This is a genomic window from Sedimentitalea xiamensis (assembly GCF_030164465.1).
Lineage (GTDB): Bacteria > Pseudomonadota > Alphaproteobacteria > Rhodobacterales > Rhodobacteraceae > Sedimentitalea > Sedimentitalea xiamensis.
In genome coordinates this window covers 21,167-35,990 of sequence record NZ_JASNJE010000019.1, presented here as the reverse complement: position 1 = coordinate 35,990, position 14,824 = coordinate 21,167, and the positions used below count along the sequence as shown (strand labels likewise).

At 65.0% G+C, this 14,824-nt stretch carries 15 protein-coding genes; 6 read left to right on the top strand and 9 right to left on the bottom strand.

Annotation, left to right across the window (positions count from 1 at the left end; all coding sequences use genetic code 11):
• Positions 1–46: 46 nt before the first annotated feature.
• The 6 genes from QO034_RS14870 to QO034_RS14845 form a co-directional block, all read right to left on the bottom strand.
• The gene (locus QO034_RS14870; protein WP_284486322.1) at positions 47–616 is read right to left on the bottom strand and encodes a PqiC family protein; all 570 of its coding nucleotides are present in this window, start codon (positions 614–616) and stop codon (positions 47–49) included.
• A 4-nt stretch (positions 617–620) separates the two neighbouring features.
• On the bottom strand, positions 621–2,708 hold the full coding sequence (locus QO034_RS14865; protein WP_284486321.1) for an MlaD family protein: 2,088 nt from the start codon (positions 2,706–2,708) through the stop codon (positions 621–623).
• A complete protein-coding gene (locus QO034_RS14860) occupies positions 2,705–3,388 on the bottom strand; it encodes a paraquat-inducible protein A (protein WP_284486320.1) in 684 nt (227 codons plus the stop codon). Before QO034_RS14860 ends, QO034_RS14865 begins: the two co-directional genes overlap by 4 nt.
• A complete protein-coding gene (locus QO034_RS14855) occupies positions 3,385–4,014 on the bottom strand; it encodes a paraquat-inducible protein A (protein WP_284486319.1) in 630 nt (209 codons plus the stop codon). The genes QO034_RS14860 and QO034_RS14855 overlap by 4 nt, the downstream gene beginning before the upstream one ends.
• Before the next feature lie 97 nt (positions 4,015–4,111).
• Positions 4,112–4,678: a tetratricopeptide repeat protein gene (locus tag QO034_RS14850; RefSeq protein WP_284486318.1), complete on the bottom strand. Its 567-nt coding sequence runs from the start codon at positions 4,676–4,678 to the stop codon at positions 4,112–4,114.
• A gap of 31 nt (positions 4,679–4,709) precedes the next feature.
• Positions 4,710–5,198: an Lrp/AsnC family transcriptional regulator gene (locus QO034_RS14845; RefSeq protein WP_284486317.1), complete on the bottom strand. Its 489-nt coding sequence runs from the start codon at positions 5,196–5,198 to the stop codon at positions 4,710–4,712.
• Between the two features lie 105 nt (positions 5,199–5,303).
• Between QO034_RS14845 and putA the strand changes: the two genes are divergently transcribed.
• The gene (gene putA, locus QO034_RS14840) at positions 5,304–8,711 is read left to right on the top strand and encodes a bifunctional proline dehydrogenase/L-glutamate gamma-semialdehyde dehydrogenase PutA (RefSeq protein ID WP_284486316.1); all 3,408 of its coding nucleotides are present in this window, start codon (positions 5,304–5,306) and stop codon (positions 8,709–8,711) included.
• A 41-nt stretch (positions 8,712–8,752) separates the two neighbouring features.
• The gene (locus QO034_RS14835; protein WP_284486315.1) at positions 8,753–9,496 is read left to right on the top strand and encodes a rhomboid family intramembrane serine protease; all 744 of its coding nucleotides are present in this window, start codon (positions 8,753–8,755) and stop codon (positions 9,494–9,496) included.
• A gap of 104 nt (positions 9,497–9,600) precedes the next feature.
• Here QO034_RS14835 and QO034_RS14830 read toward each other — a convergent pair whose 3' ends face one another.
• Positions 9,601–10,386 (bottom strand): inositol monophosphatase family protein, encoded by a 786-nt coding sequence (locus tag QO034_RS14830; protein ID WP_284486314.1) that lies wholly within the window; start codon positions 10,384–10,386, stop codon positions 9,601–9,603.
• A 169-nt stretch (positions 10,387–10,555) separates the two neighbouring features.
• On the opposite strand from QO034_RS14830, the gene QO034_RS14825 reads away from it, so the two are divergent.
• Positions 10,556–11,596, top strand: a complete 1,041-nt coding sequence (locus tag QO034_RS14825; RefSeq protein ID WP_284486313.1) for an NADP-dependent oxidoreductase — start codon at positions 10,556–10,558, stop codon at positions 11,594–11,596.
• Positions 11,597–11,659: 63 nt separating this feature from the next.
• On the top strand, positions 11,660–12,196 hold the full coding sequence (locus QO034_RS14820; protein ID WP_284486312.1) for a hypothetical protein: 537 nt from the start codon (positions 11,660–11,662) through the stop codon (positions 12,194–12,196).
• Between the two features lie 12 nt (positions 12,197–12,208).
• Here QO034_RS14820 and QO034_RS14815 read toward each other — a convergent pair whose 3' ends face one another.
• Both QO034_RS14815 and QO034_RS14810 read right to left on the bottom strand, forming a co-directional pair.
• On the bottom strand, positions 12,209–13,114 hold the full coding sequence (locus tag QO034_RS14815) for a LysR family transcriptional regulator (protein WP_284486311.1): 906 nt from the start codon (positions 13,112–13,114) through the stop codon (positions 12,209–12,211).
• Positions 13,115–13,129: 15 nt separating this feature from the next.
• Positions 13,130–13,321, bottom strand: a complete 192-nt coding sequence (locus QO034_RS14810; RefSeq protein WP_284486310.1) for a YqaE/Pmp3 family membrane protein — start codon at positions 13,319–13,321, stop codon at positions 13,130–13,132.
• A gap of 85 nt (positions 13,322–13,406) precedes the next feature.
• On the opposite strand from QO034_RS14810, the gene metF reads away from it, so the two are divergent.
• Complete coding sequence (metF, locus tag QO034_RS14805; RefSeq protein ID WP_284486309.1) at positions 13,407–14,273, top strand: methylenetetrahydrofolate reductase [NAD(P)H]; 867 nt, start codon at positions 13,407–13,409, stop codon at positions 14,271–14,273.
• 52 nt (positions 14,274–14,325) lie between these two features.
• Entirely contained in the window at positions 14,326–14,811 is a 486-nt protein-coding gene (locus QO034_RS14800) for a PaaI family thioesterase (RefSeq protein ID WP_284486308.1), read from the top strand.
• Positions 14,812–14,824 lie beyond the last annotated feature (13 nt).

The following is a 14,824-nucleotide window of genomic DNA, read 5'->3' as shown; positions in this document are numbered from 1 at the left end:
AAGAACGCCATCTCAACGCCTTATGCGGACCGCTGGCCGGATGTGCTCAGCGCCCCAGCCGGGCTGCGATCTGCCGCGCCAGCGCCAGCAGCGCAGAGCTCGTGGCCCGCGCGATTGCGTCCGGTGTATCTCCGGCAATCGGTTGCATGATGTCGAACCTGTTGATCGACTCGCGCACCGCGCCGTCCGGCGCAGCAATCGCGAACTGGCCGGCCAGTTGGAACTGCCCGTCGTTCCGGGCCACCATGCGGTCAAGGCGCACGTCGATCCGCACCTGCGCCGGATCGGCCAGCGGCCAGGGTTCGGTCGAAACCGTCGCCGTCGAAACCGCCTCGAGATCGCGCGCCAGGGACAGCGTCACCGCGCGCACCGGGTCGTCCGCCCAGACGGCCTGCGACACCGGGCGCAAGGCCCCGTCTTCGGACTGGACCATGATCTCGGACGCCGCCGCATAGGCGGGCAGCGTCACGTCGCGGATTTCGATGGTCGATACCCTGACGCCGGTCTTCTGCTGGGGCGGCGGCGTGTCCAGCAGAAAGCGCGCCGAATTGTCGCCGCAGGCCGCCACCGCGAGCGACAGGAGAAGCATCAGACGGGCGGGAAAACAGGCGGTCATGGCTTCACTTTCCGAAAAGAATGGAATTGGGGCTGCGTTCGAGCGACCGGGCCAGCGCGGTGATGGTGCGGGCCGCGGACCGCACTTCGCGCAGCATCGACAGGGTTTCGGCGTTGAAATCCGACCGGGTGCCATAGGCCGTGACAAGGTCTTCGGATCTTGCGATCAGCCGGTCCAACCGGGCCGTCAGTTCCGGAAGGTTCTGTGTCGCCCTGTCCAGGCTGTCGGAGGCCGAGCGCACCGAGGCCAACGCACCGTTGGCGTTGTCCACGGCCCCGCCTTCGCGCAATTCCCCCAGAAGCGTGCGAAGTTCGTCCAGCGACGCGTTCAGCGAGGCGGGCACGGCGCGCGCATCCTCGGTGGCGATCAGGGCATCCGCGCTGTCCAGGAAAGCAGTAGCGGATTCGATCAGTTCCTGCGCCTTGAGATCGTTCGCCTTGGCCACGACCGCGCGCAGGTCGGCCACCAGTGCCGGAAACTCATCGGAGGCCGTGGACAGGTTCGCCATCGCCGCATCCGCGCTCTTGAGGGTCGACACGAGCCGTTCGATCACGCCGTCGGTCGTGATCCGTTTCACGGTCGCGCGCAAGTCGGCGATCGTGTCGCGCAGTTCGCCGGGCAAGGCGCGCGTTTCCTCGCTGCCGATCAGCGCCCGCGCGTCTTCGAGAATCCCGGCGATCTGTTCGGGGACTTCACGCAGTCTCTCGTCCGAGGCGATTGCTTCGATGCTGGCCATCGCACGGATCGCCTGCTCGATCAGGTCTTCGATCTTGAGGCTGTTCACCCGCTTCATGACCCCTTCCAGGGTGGCGTTGATGTCCTTCAGATCGGATTGCACACTGGGGATCGTCGGATAGGGATCGGCCTCGAGATCCAGCGTCGCGGGCGCAGCATCCTCAATCTCGACCAGTTCTACGATCAGGGACGACCCCAGCAGATTGGCGCTGGAAACCCGTGCGCGCAGCCCCGCTTCGACCGCCGGTTCCAGCAGGTCGAGCACATCGGCAAGCGTGGCGTCGTCCGGCAGGCCCATCAATTCCGGTTCGACCTCCAGGATCACTTTCTGGTTCACCCGCATGTCCCGACCTTCCCCGGTCACGAAAGCCGAAAGCGCCGAGACCTTTCCGATCTTCAGCCCTTCGTATTGCAGGGCCGTGCCGGGCGACAGTCCGGACACGCCGCCGTCAAAGGTAGTGGCAAGGGTCACGACGTTGCCGGACGCGCGGGAAAACGCGTCCTCGCGGGCGGCGCTCCGGTCGGCATGGAGTTCGTAGATCTGTCCGGATTCGATGGGCTGGCCACCCGAAAAAAACGTGTCAAAGGCAATGCCGCCGGTGACAAGCGTCGCGAAACTCCCCACGTCCAGCTTCAGGCCGCCGGCGCCAAAGGACACCGAAAACCCGGAGGTATCCCAGAACCGGGTGGCCGTGGTCAGAAACCGATCGTGGGGCGCTTCGACGAACGCTTCCAGAAGCACCACCGCCCCGGAGTCGTCCAGGCGTGGTTTTTCGGTCCGGCCGACCGCGACGCCGCGGTAGAACACCGGCATTCCGGCCGACATGATGCTGCCGTCCTCGGTTTGCAGCGTGATCCGGGTGCCCTGGTTGTTCAGCCCGATCAGCGGCCGTTGCTCGAGACCCTGGAACCGGGTCAGCGCCGGTCCGCCGGACCTGTCCCAGGTCCCTTCGATGTAGACGCCCGACAGAACCGTCGAGAGCCCGGACACCCCCGAGGCGGACACTTCGGGCCGCACCACCCAGAACTGCGCGCTGGAATTCAGAAAGGGCGCGATCGTCTTGTCCACTCGCGCCGTTACGACCACCTGTTCCAGATCGTCGGTGAACCCCACCTTTTCCACCTTTCCGATGACGACTTCGCGGTAGTTCAGAGTCGTTTCGCCGGCCGTCACGCCCGCCGCGTTCTGGAACACGATCTCGATCAGTTCGCCGCGATCGGCAAAGCTGCGCCAGGCGACCGCCAGCGATACGGCCAGGGCCAGGACCGGAACCAGCCAGACCACCGACAGATTGCGCCAGCGCGATGGTCTGGCGGCCTGCACGTCCAGGTCCCCCGGTGCGAATTCGTCTGTCATGCGTCTGCGATCTCGTCTGCGTCCCAGATCAATCTGGAATCGAAGCTTTGGGCGGAAAGCATGGTGAATGCAACCGACAAGGCGAAAGACACCGCGGCGATTCCCGGATTGATCGTCGCGATGAAATTGAACTGCACGAGCGACGACAGGATCGCGACGACGAAGACATCGATCATCGACCACCGGCCGATGAACTCGACGACATCATAGAGGCGTTGCCGCGCGCGGCCACCCAGAATCGCCGGGTTGTGAACGCTGTAGGCCAGAAAGGCGATCGCGATGAACTTGCCGATCGGGATCATCACCGACGCGAAAAAGACGATCACTGCCACGCTATAGCTTTGGTATTCGATCAGGTCGATCACCCCGCCGACGATGGTGCTGTCAAGCTCGTATCCAAACATGGACGTGCGCATCATCGTATAGATATTGGCGGGCACATAGCAGATCAGTCCGGCGACCAACCAGGCCCAGACCTTTTGCAGGCTTTTCCTGTCTCGGCTCGACAATGCGGAGCCGCAGCGCACGCAGACCGGTTCGTCAGGCCTGTGCACCCGGCCGCAGCTCGTGCACGCCACGAGGCCGGCACTGCGCGCCGTCAGAGCCGGCGCCTGCGCTGGTGGATCACGGAAATGCGTGTCGGTTTGCGGCCCTGCGCCGGAATCTGCCACCGATGTCATCGCTGGCGCTCCTCGATGGTTTTCCAGACCGTGAGCCTGCACATGAACGTGTCCTTGAGCGTCGTCACCAGAACCAGCGCAACAAAGGCCCAGAAGGCCGGCCCCATGGACACCGTTGCCAGGCCGGACATCTTGACCAGGGCGACGGCGACCCCGACGATGAACACCTCGGCCATCGCCCAGGGTTTCAGCGCAGTCGCCAGCCGGAATGCCTCTGTCGCATGGCGCCAGGGCGCATGGCCGATCATCATCGGCCCGATCGCGTAAAGAATCGCCATCAGGCGCAGCGTCGGCAGGATGACGATCAGCGACGCCACGGCAACGGACAACGGCAGCATCAGCCCGTTGGAATAAGCCAGGATGGCGTCGATCACCGAACTGCGGCGGTCGACTCCCCCGGTGCTCATTTCCAGAAACGGAAAGAAGATCGCGGCGATCATCAGGATCAGCGCCGTCGCCGACAGCATCACGATCTGGGTCATCGCCCCTGCGCGCGGCGCCATCAGCACGGTGTCGCAGCGCCGGCACCGGGCCCTGCCGCCGTTGGGCACCTCGGCCATGCGATACAACGCATCGCAGACCGGGCAGGCGATCAACGCATCCAGGTCGGAATCATGTCCAGTCATCTCGGCGGTCTTCCTCAGGCTGCGCACAGGGGACATTGACCGTTTCGCGCCGGACGCGCAACCTTTGCGCCCGATCCGCCGCGCCAGCGGCGCGCTGTCAGATATCCTTGCCGGGCGGGGCCAGCGGTCCGCCCGGCGCGGCCAGACCGCGCTCCGGCAACCAGGGGTTCAGCTCCAGCGCGCGCGCCATGTCCTCGCGCGCCTCGTCCAGCCGGTTCAACCCGAGCAGGGTCAGGGCGCGTCCCGAAATCGCGGCGACATGATTGGGCGACAGGGCGATGGCCTGATCGAGATCGATCAGCGCGGCGGCAAAGTCGTGCCGCAGGTAGTTGACAAAGGCCCGCTGGTTGTAGCCTTCGGCATAGTGCGGGCAATAATCCACCAGCCGGTTGAAGGATTCGAGCGCGCCCAGAAAATCATAGGCGCCGCGGCGACTCATCCCGTGGTCAAGCATTTCCTGGGACGGTTCGTCCGGCGCATCGGCCCAAAGCGCCCACATCTGGTTTGACAGGTCGCGCGCCTGGGTTTCCGTCGTCGCGGCCCGAATCTGCGCGACCAGGTCCTTCAGACGACCGGAATGGTCCGGTGCCGCTGGGCATCCGTCCGCAAGGACCGGGCCGGACGACAGGATGCCGGTGAGCAGCGATATGCCGAACCGTTTCATGGTTCATATGCTGACCGTCGACCGCCCGCGGTCAAGTCACGTTTCCGAGCGGACCGAGCGACGCGTCTTCCTTCACCGCCTGCATGGCCACATAGGTCGAGGTTCCGGAAACATGCGGCAGTGTCGATATTTTTTCCGCCAGAACAAGGCGGTATTCGCTCATCGACCGGGTTCGTATCTTCATCAGGTAATCGAAACTCCCGGCGATCAGGTGCACCTGCTCTATTTCGCCGATTTTCGCGACCGCCGCGTTGAACGCCGCAAGGGCCGCTTCCCGCGTGTCTTTCAGGCGGACTTCGACGAAGGCGACGTGATCCAGACCCAACCGGATCGGGTCGATCAGCGCCCGGTAGCCGGTTATGACGCCTTCGCCTTCCAGCCTGCGCAGCCTTGCCTGGGTGGGTGATTTGCTCAACCCGATCCGTCGGGCGAGATCGGCGATGCTGATGCGCCCGTCCTCCGACAGCACCTCGAGAATCTTCCGATCATAGCGGTCGAGCCCCGGCCAGTCCATTTGCATCGCATTTTCCCTTATCTTCAGCCATTTCGCCCGAGCATAGACCATTTTCAGGACAATCGCCCGGATATTTCCGTCTATAGTGCCCGGACAACCCGGAGACCCGATATGACCGCCACACCCACTCTTCGCCACCGCATCGATGCCGAGAAATTCGCCGATGAAGCCGCCGTCATCGCCCGCTTGATCGAAGAGGCCGGGCTGTCGGCTGCCGACCGCGCGGCGATCCGCGCCGCCGGCGCCGACCTCGTGCGCAACATCCGCGCCAGCACCGCGCCCGGCCTGATGGAAGTGTTCCTCGCCGAATACGGCCTCTCCACCGACGAGGGAATCGCGCTGATGTGCCTGGCCGAGGCGCTCTTGCGGGTGCCCGATGCCGACACGATCGACGCGCTGATCGAGGACAAGATCGCCCCCAGCGATTGGGGCAAGCACCTGGGCCATTCCTCCTCCTCGCTGGTCAATGCCAGCACCTGGGCGCTGATGCTCACCGGCAAGGTGCTCGACGATGACCGCCCCAGCCCGGTGCGCGCCCTGCGCGGTGCCATCAAGCGGCTGGGCGAACCGGTGATCCGCACCGCCACCACCCGCGCGATGAAGGAGATGGGCCGGCAGTTCGTGCTGGGCGAAACCATCGATTCGGCGATGAAACGCGCCGCCGGCATGGAGGCCAAGGGCTATACCTACAGCTACGACATGCTGGGCGAAGCCGCCCGCACCGAGGCCGATGCCTCCCGCTATCATCTCAGCTATTCCCACGCGATCTCGGCCATCGCCGCCGCCTGCACTTCCGACGACATCCGCGCCAATCCCGGCATCTCGGTCAAGCTCTCGGCCCTGCACCCCCGCTACGAGGTGGCACAGGAGGCCCGCGTCATGTCCGATCTTGTGCCGCGCCTGCGCTCGCTCGCCCTGCTCGCCAAATCCGCCGGCATGGGGCTCAATGTCGATGCCGAAGAGGCCAACCGCCTCGCCCTGTCGCTCGACGTGATCCAAGAGGTGCTGGGCGAACCGGCGCTGGCCGGCTGGGACGGGTTCGGCGTGGTGGTGCAGGCCTATGGCCCCCGCGCCGGCATCGTCATCGACACGCTCTATGACATGGCCACCCGCCACGACCGCCGCATCATGGTGCGGCTGGTCAAGGGCGCCTATTGGGACACCGAGGTGAAACGCGCCCAGGTCGACGGCATGACCGGCTTCCCGGTCTTCACCCGCAAGGTGCATACCGACATTTCCTACATCGCCAACGCGCGCAAGCTTTTGGGGATGACCGACCGCATCTACCCGCAATTCGCCACCCATAACGCGCATACCGTCGCGTCGATCCTGCACATGGCGAGTGACAACACGTCCTACGAATTCCAGCGCCTGCACGGCATGGGCGAAACCCTGCACCAGATCGTCAAGACCCGGAACGCCACCCGCTGCCGCATCTACGCCCCGGTCGGCGCACATCGCGACCTGCTGGCCTATCTGGTGCGCCGCCTCTTGGAAAACGGCGCCAACAGCTCCTTCGTCAACCAGATCGTCGATGAAACCGTACCGCCTGAAACCGTCGCCGCCGATCCTTTCGCCCAGCTTGCCGACAGCGCCCCTAGGCTGCCCACTGGCGCCGACCTGTTCCTGCCCGAACGGCGCAACTCGCGCGGCTTCGATCTGACTCATGCACCGACGCTGAAGATGATCGACGCGGCGCGCGCGCCGTTCAAGACCCATCACTGGAACGCCGCGCCGCTGCTCGCCGGCCCTGTCGCCCCCGATGCCGAACAGCCCATGACCAACCCGGCCAATGGCACCGAAACCGGCACCGTGGCCCCGGCAAGTGCTGCCGATATCGAGACCGCGCTCGCCTCCGTAAAACCCTGGGGCGCCCCCGCCGCCCAACGCGCCGAAATCCTCAACGCCGCCGCCGATCTCTACGAGGAAAATTTCGGCGAGATCTTCGCGATCCTCACCCGCGAGGCCGGGAAATCCCTGCTCGACGGCGTCGCCGAGCTGCGCGAGGCGGTGGATTTCCTGCGCTACTACGCCGCCAACATTCCAGATGCCGCGCCCGCCGGCACCTTCACCTGCATCAGCCCGTGGAACTTCCCGCTGGCCATCTTCACCGGCCAGATCGCCGCTGCCCTCGCCACCGGCAACGCCGTGCTGGCGAAACCGGCGGAACAGACCCCGCTGATCGCCCAACTCGCCGTCACCCTGCTGCACCGGGCCGGCGTGCCCGCCACCGCGCTGCAACTGTTGCCCGGCGGTGGTGCGGTCGGTGCCGCGCTCACCTCCGACCCCCGCGTCGATGGCGTCGCCTTCACCGGCTCCACCGCCACCGCGCTGAAAATCCGCGCCGCCATGGCCGAACACCTCGCCCCCGGCGCGCCGCTGATCGCCGAAACCGGCGGTCTGAACGCGATGATCGTGGATTCCACCGCGTTGCCGGAACAGGCGGTGCAGGCGATCGTCGAAAGCGCCTTCCAATCGGCGGGCCAGCGCTGTTCGGCGCTGCGCTGCCTCTACGTGCAGGACGACGTGGCCGAGGACCTGCTCAAGATGCTCAGGGGCGCGATGGACGCGCTCTCGATCGGCGACCCCTGGCTGCTTTCGACAGATTCAGGCCCGGTGATCGACGCGCAGGCGCAACAAGGCATCAACGCCCATATCGACGCCGCCCGCAACGAGGGAAGGGTGCTCAAGGAACTGCGCCCGCCCGCCGGCGGCACCTTCGTCGCCCCCACGATGATCTCGGTCACCGGCATCGGCGATCTCACCCGCGAAATCTTCGGCCCGGTCCTGCATGTCGCGCGCTTCAGGTCGCACCAACTCGACAAGGTGATCGACGATATAAACGCCACCGGCTACGGTCTCACCTTCGGGTTGCACACCCGCATCGACGACCGGGTGCAGCAGGTGACCGAGGCGGTGCATGCGGGCAACATCTATGTCAACCGTAACCAGATCGGCGCCATTGTCGGCAGCCAGCCCTTTGGCGGCGAGGGTCTTTCGGGTACCGGCCCCAAGGCGGGCGGCCCCAACTACATGCCCCGCTTCTGCGCCCCCGACCGGCAGACCAGCGCCGAAACCTGGACGCAGCCGTCAACGGCGCTGCCCGTCCCGACCGGCACCGCGACACCCCCGGCGACCCGCACCCTGCCTGGTCCGACCGGCGAATCCAACCGCCTGTCGCTGATGGCCCGTTCGCCGATCCTCTGCATGGGACCGGGCGCACAGACCGCCAGCCGGCAAGCTGAAAGCGTTCGTCGCCTTGGCGGGCGCGCCATCGTCGCCAATGGCCAGATCGACCCGGACCGCCTGACGACGCTGTCAGGCATCGGAGGGGTGCTCTGGTGGGGCGACAGCGAAACCGCCCGGAAGATCGAAAAGGCGCTCGCCCTGCGCGATGGCCCGATCGTTCCCCTGATCCCCGGCACGCCCGATATCGCCCGCGTGTTGGGCGAGCGCCATGTCTGCGTCGATACGACGGCGGCGGGCGGCAACGCCGCGCTTCTGGGCGGAAATGCCTGAGCGATCTTGACGCCGGGCGGGATTGCGCCCAGCGTCCGGCCATGTTTCCGATCCGCGATCACAATCCGTCCGGGCGAACGCCCTATGTCGTCTACGGGCTGATCGCGGCGAACGTGCTGGTCTTTCTCAGCCAACTGGGCATCATGTCCGACGGCCGCGCCCTGTCGCAACTCTATTTCGACTGGTCGATCATTCCGGCCCGGATCAGCAGCGGCGACGGCTATCACACCCTGGTAAGTTCCATCTTCCTGCACGGCGGCTGGATGCACCTGGCCGGCAACATGCTGTTTCTCTGGATCTTCGGGGACAATCTCGAAGACAAGCTGGGCCATGGCAGGTTCCTCGCCTTCTATCTCGCCTGCGGCATCGGGGCCGGACTCGTGCATGTGCTCGCGGCCCCGGTTTCCATGGTGCCGACGGTTGGCGCTTCGGGTGCGATCGCCGGGGTCATGGGCGGCTACCTGCTGCTGTTTCCAAGGGCGCGCGTGGATATTCTGCTGATCCTGATTGTGTTCTTCCGCGTTTTCGCGATCCCGGCCTGGGTCATGCTGGCGGCCTGGTTCACAATGCAGTTCATCGGCGGTCTTGGTGCAGATCCGGACGCGGGCGGGGTCGCCTACTGGGCACATGCCGGCGGCTTCGCGATCGGTCTTGCATTGATTGCACCGGTCTGGTTCCGCCTGGGCGGTCCGGCGTTCTGGAGCCGAACCCACGGCCTGCCGCAGCATCCGGAAACCCGTTACCGGCTCAGCCAGACCCGCATCCCGCGCGTGCCCCGCAAGTAAGACGCGCCCGGCTCTTCATCTTTGTCCAAATACTCATGCCGGAAACGGTCCCGCGTCGCCGACCGGACCCGATCCGCTGACGCTCGTTCAGTTCCGGGCGTGGTTCAGCCGCGGATCACCTTGGCGAAACCGTCAAACAGGGCGTCGTTGGCGCAGATCACCTCGCCGTCGCCCAGAATGTCGCCGCGCGGATCCAGCGGTTCGATCAAACCGCCTGCCTCGCGCACGATGACGACGCCTGCCGCCATGTCCCATGCCTGCAACCGCCGCTCCCAGAAGCCGTCATAGCGACCCGCGGCGACATAGGCCATGTCCAACGCCGCTGCGCCCCACCGCCGCACGCCAGCGCAGACCGGCAGGAGCCGAGCCAGATCCTGCAGGGTTTCCGGCAAGTCCGCGCGCCCGGCAAACGGCAGGCCGGTGGCAAAGATGCTTTCGATCATCCGGTGCCGTCCCGAAACCCGCAGACGCGTGTCGTTCATCCAGGCGCCGGCCCCCTTTTCGGCAAAGAACATCTCGTCCTTGGCCGGATCGAACACGACCCCGGCGACGACCTCGCCCTTGTGTTCCAGCGCGATCGAAACGCCCCAATGCGGCAATCCGTGCAGGAAGTTGGTGGTGCCGTCCAAAGGGTCCACGATCCAGCGCCGCGTCGGATCCTGACCTTCGGCCGCGCCGCCCTCTTCGGCGATCCACCCATAGGTCGGCCGTGCGCCCATCAGTTCGTCCCGGATGATCTTTTCGGACGCCAGGTCGGCCTTGGTCACGAAATCGCCCGCGCCCTTTCTGGAGACCTGGAGATTCTCGACTTCGCGGAAATCCTTCACCAGCGACCGACCGGCCTTGCGCGCGGCCTTGATCATCACGTTGAGATTTGCACTGCCTACCATTGTCACACGCTCCTGTCGGGTCAGGCCGCGCGTATACGCGTGACAGCCGCCATTGCCAAGCCGTCGCGACGCCCCTTCGCCGCGATGCCGCCGCGTCAGCGCCGATGGCCCTTGCCATTTGGCGGACAGAGCGCCACCGTTCCGCACAATCAACCGGAGGACGCCAGACATGACCGAACAGATGCAGCGCATCGCACTTGCCAGCCGCCCGGACGGGGCGCCCAAAGCCGAGAACTTCCGCCTGGAAAGCAATCCCCTGCCTGTGCCCGGCGACGGAGAGGTTCTGGTCAAGGTCCACTACATGTCGCTGGATCCCTATATGCGGGGGCGCATGGACGACGCGAAATCCTATGCCGCGCCGGTGCCGCTCGGCGGGACGATGGAGGCCGGCGGCGTGGGCGAGGTCATCGCCTCCAACAGCCCCGATTTCAAGATCGGCGATTTTGCCTTCGGCATGCTGGGCTGGGCCACCCATGCCGTGCAACCGGCGAAGATGCTGCGCAAGCTCGACCCCGCGCATGGCCCGATCACCGCCGCCCTCGGCGTCCTTGGAATGCCGGGCTTCACCGGCTGGCACGGCCTGATGGAATACGGCCGTCCCAAAGCGGGTGAAACGCTCGTCGTCGCCGCCGCCACCGGTCCCGTGGGGTCCATGGTCGGCCAGGTCGCCAAGGGCCTGGGCCTGCGCACTGTCGCCATCGCGGGCGGGGCCGACAAATGCAAGCTGGCGGTCGAGAAATTCGGCTTTGACGCCTGCCTTGACCATCGCGCCTATGACAGCGCACCGGATCTGCGCAAGGCGCTGGCCGCCGAATGCCCGGACGGCGTGGACATCTATTTCGAAAACGTCGGCGGCAAGGTGCTCGAAGCGGTGTTCCCCCTGATGAACCCGCACGGGCGCATTCCGATCTGCGGCATGATCAGCTGGTACAATGCCGGCGGGCTGGGCGCGGGTGCGGCGCAGGACCAGCTGACCGCCCCGGCGCTGTGGCGCAACATCCTCGTCAGGTTCCTGTCGGTAAACGGCTTTATCATCTCCAACCACTGGGACCGCTTCCCGACCTTCCTGGGCGAGATCGGGCCGAAGGTCGCCAAGGGCGAAATCGCCTATCTCGAAGACATCGCGGAAGGGCTGGAAAACGCGCCCGAAGCCTTCATGGGCCTGCTTCAGGGCAGGAACGTCGGCAAGCAGATCGTCAAGGTGGCCTGATCGCCACCTACCGATCTTGAGCAAAATATGGTATTCTCCCCTTCTGCGGACGGGGAGAACATCATGTGGAACCTGGAACACTTCGTTGCGGATTGCGTGGACGCAATCGACCGCTCCGACAGTCAGCAAGCGATCGGGAGCCTGCTCGATCACGCCATGCACGACCCTTGCGCGGTGACGTCGGCTCTTGGGGAACCCTCTGGTTCGGGGATCACGCCGATATACCGATCCGACCGGCTGACCATTCTCAACGTGGTCTGGAAGCCCTTGATGACCGTGCAGCCCCACAACCACGAAATGTGGGCCACGATCGGCATCTACAACGGACGCGAAGACAACATCTTCTGGCGGCGGCTCAGGGACGACCCCGATGACCGGATCGAAGCGGCGGGCGCCCGCAACCTGGGAACCGGGGACTGGACGCCCCTCGGTCAGGATATCATCCACTCCGTGACCAACCCGATCCCCAGGCTGACAGGCGCGCTGCATGTCTATGGCGGCGATTTTTTCGAAGCGGAACGCTCCGAATGGGATCCGGATTCGCTGCATGAAAACCCGCTGGATATCGAGCGGGTCAAGGCAATGTTTTCAGACACCTGAAACCGGCACGTCCTACTGCGCCTGCAACTTGCGCGCTTCGATGCCCGCCAGCGACAGCAGGTTCTGCATGAACGGCTTGTTCCGGTCCTCGGTCCGGATCGCGGCATAGAGCCTGCGGGTGATGCCGGTTTCGGTGAGCGGGCGGGTCACGTAATCCGAAGAATACTTGACCTCGCGCACCACCCAGTCGGGCAACACGGCAACGCCGCGGTTGGACGCCACCAGCAGCAGGATCACCGCCGTCAGTTCCACCTGCCGGATCGCGGCGGGTTCGACCTTTGCCGGGATCAGAAGCTGGCTGAAAACGTCGAGACGGCTACGTTCGACCGGATAGGTGATCAGCGTCTGGCCGCGGAAATCCTCGGCGGCGATCCAGTCCTTCTTCGCCAGCGGATGCGCGGCGGAAGCCACGAAGACCGGCGCATAGTCGAACAGTTCGATGAATTCCACGCCCGGCAGATCTTCGGGATCGGACGAGACCACCAGATCGACCTCTTCCTTCTGCAAGGCGGGCAGCGCGTCGAAGGCCAGCCCCGGCCGGATGTCCACATCCACATCCGGCCAGTTCTTCCGGAACTCTTCGAGCACCGGGAAAAGCCATTCGAAACACGCGTGGCATTCGATCGCGATGTGCATCCGCCCGGTCTTGCCATCGCGCAGGTTTCCGAAATCCGCCAGCGTCGCTTCGATCTGCGGAAGAACCTGTTCCGCGAGCCTGAGCAACCGGAATCCGGCGGGCGACAGGGTCATCGGCTTGGACCGTCGCACGAACAGGTCGACACCGGCCTGTTCCTCAAGCCCCTTGATCTGATGGCTGAGCGCGCTTTGCGTGATGTTCAACTGATCGGCGGCGCGGGCCAGGCCGCCGCAATCGTGAATCGCCTTGATCGTGCGAAGATGTCGAAATTCCAGATGCATCCGCCCCCCGTTCCGTCAGTCGCCACGGCGGCTGGCGGCGATTTTCTTGTCGGTGTTATACTGGCTTAGCGCGTAGACCGCCCAGATCGCGGCGGGAATCCATCCGATCAGCGTCAGCTGCAGAAGCAGGCAGAGCATGCCCTGAAACGGCCGCCCGATGGTGAAGAACACCAGGAAAGGCAGGAGGAGCGCAATGATCAATCTCATATCTGACTCATGTTGTTCTTGAGTATTATGAAATTGTCTCACAACAAAACCCGTGCAACAAGGGGTGAAATCAGAGGATTCCGCCATGACCGTTCCAAGCATCTCTTTCGAATTCTTCCCGCCCCAGAATCTGGAGGGATCGTTTCGCCTTTGGGACACGGTTCAGACCCTGGCCCCGCTGGACCCGCGGTTCGTCTCGGTCACCTATGGCGCCGGCGGAACCACCCGCGACCTGACGCGGGACGCGGTCGCGACCCTGCACAAGTCGTCGGGCCTGAACGTCGCCGCGCACCTGACCTGCGTCAACGCGACCCGCGCCGAGACGCTGGCCATCGCCGACACATTCGCCGAGGCCGGTGTCAGCGATATCGTCGCCCTGCGGGGCGATCCGCCCAGGGGCAGCGGCGCCTTCGTGGCGCATCCCGACGGCTTCGCCAATTCCGTCGAACTGATCGGGGCGCTGGCGGAAACCCGCCGGTTCAACATCCGGGTCGGGGCCTATCCCGACAAGCACCCGGAAGCCGCCGACCTAGACGCGGACATCGCCTGGCTCAAGGCCAAGCTGGACGTCGGCGCGAGCGAGGCTCTGACCCAGTTCTTCTTCGAAGCGGAAACCTTTTTCCGCTTCCGCGACGCCTGCGCGAAGGCGGGGATCGACGCGGACATCACGCCGGGCATCCTGCCGATCGAGAACTGGAAAGGTGCGCGCAATTTCGCCCTGCGCTGCGGAACGCCGGTTCCGGCATGGATCGACGAAGCCTTCGCAAAGGCGCTGCGCGACGGTCGTGAAGACCTGCTGGCCACGGCGCTCTGCACGGAGCTTTGCAGCGACCTGATCGAAGGCGGCGTCGACAAGCTGCACTTCTACACGCTGAACCGGCCGGAACTGACACGGGATGTCTGTCATGCGCTGGGGGTTTCACCGAAGGCGCAATTGCAGAACGTCGCGTAGCGATTGCGCACCCGGAAATTGCTGCTAGCGTCTCCCGAAACGGGAGACGCAGATGAACATCGCCAATGACCCTTCGGACTTGATGCCCCTGGACGACGTGCTGTCGATGTCCGGGCTGGAATACATGCGCGGCATGCTCGAAGGGCGCCATCCCGGCCCGCCGATCAGCCGGACCATGGGCTATACGCTGCATGCCGTTTCGGACGGCCGGGCGGTGTTTCGCGGCGCCCCCGAATTCAGCGTGACGAACCCGATGGGCACGGTGCACGGCGGCTGGTACGGCACCCTTCTGGACAGCGCCATGGCCTGCGCCGTGATGACCAAGGTGCCGCGCGGGTCGGTCTACACAACGCTCGAATACAAGATCAACATCATACGCCCGATCCCCATCGGCATGGTGATCGACTGCATCGGCGAAACCGATCACGCGGGCAGATCGACGGGTATCGCGCATGGCGAAATCCGTGGTGTCGAGGACGGGCGTCTTTATGCGACCGGGTCGACCACCTGCATCATCATGGACATGGCCCGCAGCTAGATCGCCCGGCGTC

Coding starts and splice junctions, on each gene's coding strand:
- metF (WP_284486309.1), top strand. CDS start 13,407: ATGACCGTTCCAAGCATCTCTTTCGAATTCTTCCCGCCCCAGAATCTG.
- QO034_RS14810 (WP_284486310.1), bottom strand. CDS start 13,321: ATGAGATTGATCATTGCGCTCCTCCTGCCTTTCCTGGTGTTCTTCACC.
- QO034_RS14855 (WP_284486319.1), bottom strand. CDS start 4,014: ATGACTGGACATGATTCCGACCTGGATGCGTTGATCGCCTGCCCGGTC.
- QO034_RS14845 (WP_284486317.1), bottom strand. CDS start 5,198: ATGCAAATGGACTGGCCGGGGCTCGACCGCTATGATCGGAAGATTCTC.
- QO034_RS14860 (WP_284486320.1), bottom strand. CDS start 3,388: ATGACATCGGTGGCAGATTCCGGCGCAGGGCCGCAAACCGACACGCAT.
- QO034_RS14850 (WP_284486318.1), bottom strand. CDS start 4,678: ATGAAACGGTTCGGCATATCGCTGCTCACCGGCATCCTGTCGTCCGGC.
- QO034_RS14800 (WP_284486308.1), top strand. CDS start 14,326: ATGAACATCGCCAATGACCCTTCGGACTTGATGCCCCTGGACGACGTG.
- QO034_RS14830 (WP_284486314.1), bottom strand. CDS start 10,386: ATGGTAGGCAGTGCAAATCTCAACGTGATGATCAAGGCCGCGCGCAAG.
- QO034_RS14825 (WP_284486313.1), top strand. CDS start 10,556: ATGACCGAACAGATGCAGCGCATCGCACTTGCCAGCCGCCCGGACGGG.
- putA (WP_284486316.1), top strand. CDS start 5,304: ATGACCGCCACACCCACTCTTCGCCACCGCATCGATGCCGAGAAATTC.
- QO034_RS14820 (WP_284486312.1), top strand. CDS start 11,660: ATGTGGAACCTGGAACACTTCGTTGCGGATTGCGTGGACGCAATCGAC.
- QO034_RS14865 (WP_284486321.1), bottom strand. CDS start 2,708: ATGACAGACGAATTCGCACCGGGGGACCTGGACGTGCAGGCCGCCAGA.
- QO034_RS14815 (WP_284486311.1), bottom strand. CDS start 13,114: ATGCATCTGGAATTTCGACATCTTCGCACGATCAAGGCGATTCACGAT.
- QO034_RS14870 (WP_284486322.1), bottom strand. CDS start 616: ATGACCGCCTGTTTTCCCGCCCGTCTGATGCTTCTCCTGTCGCTCGCG.
- QO034_RS14835 (WP_284486315.1), top strand. CDS start 8,753: ATGTTTCCGATCCGCGATCACAATCCGTCCGGGCGAACGCCCTATGTC.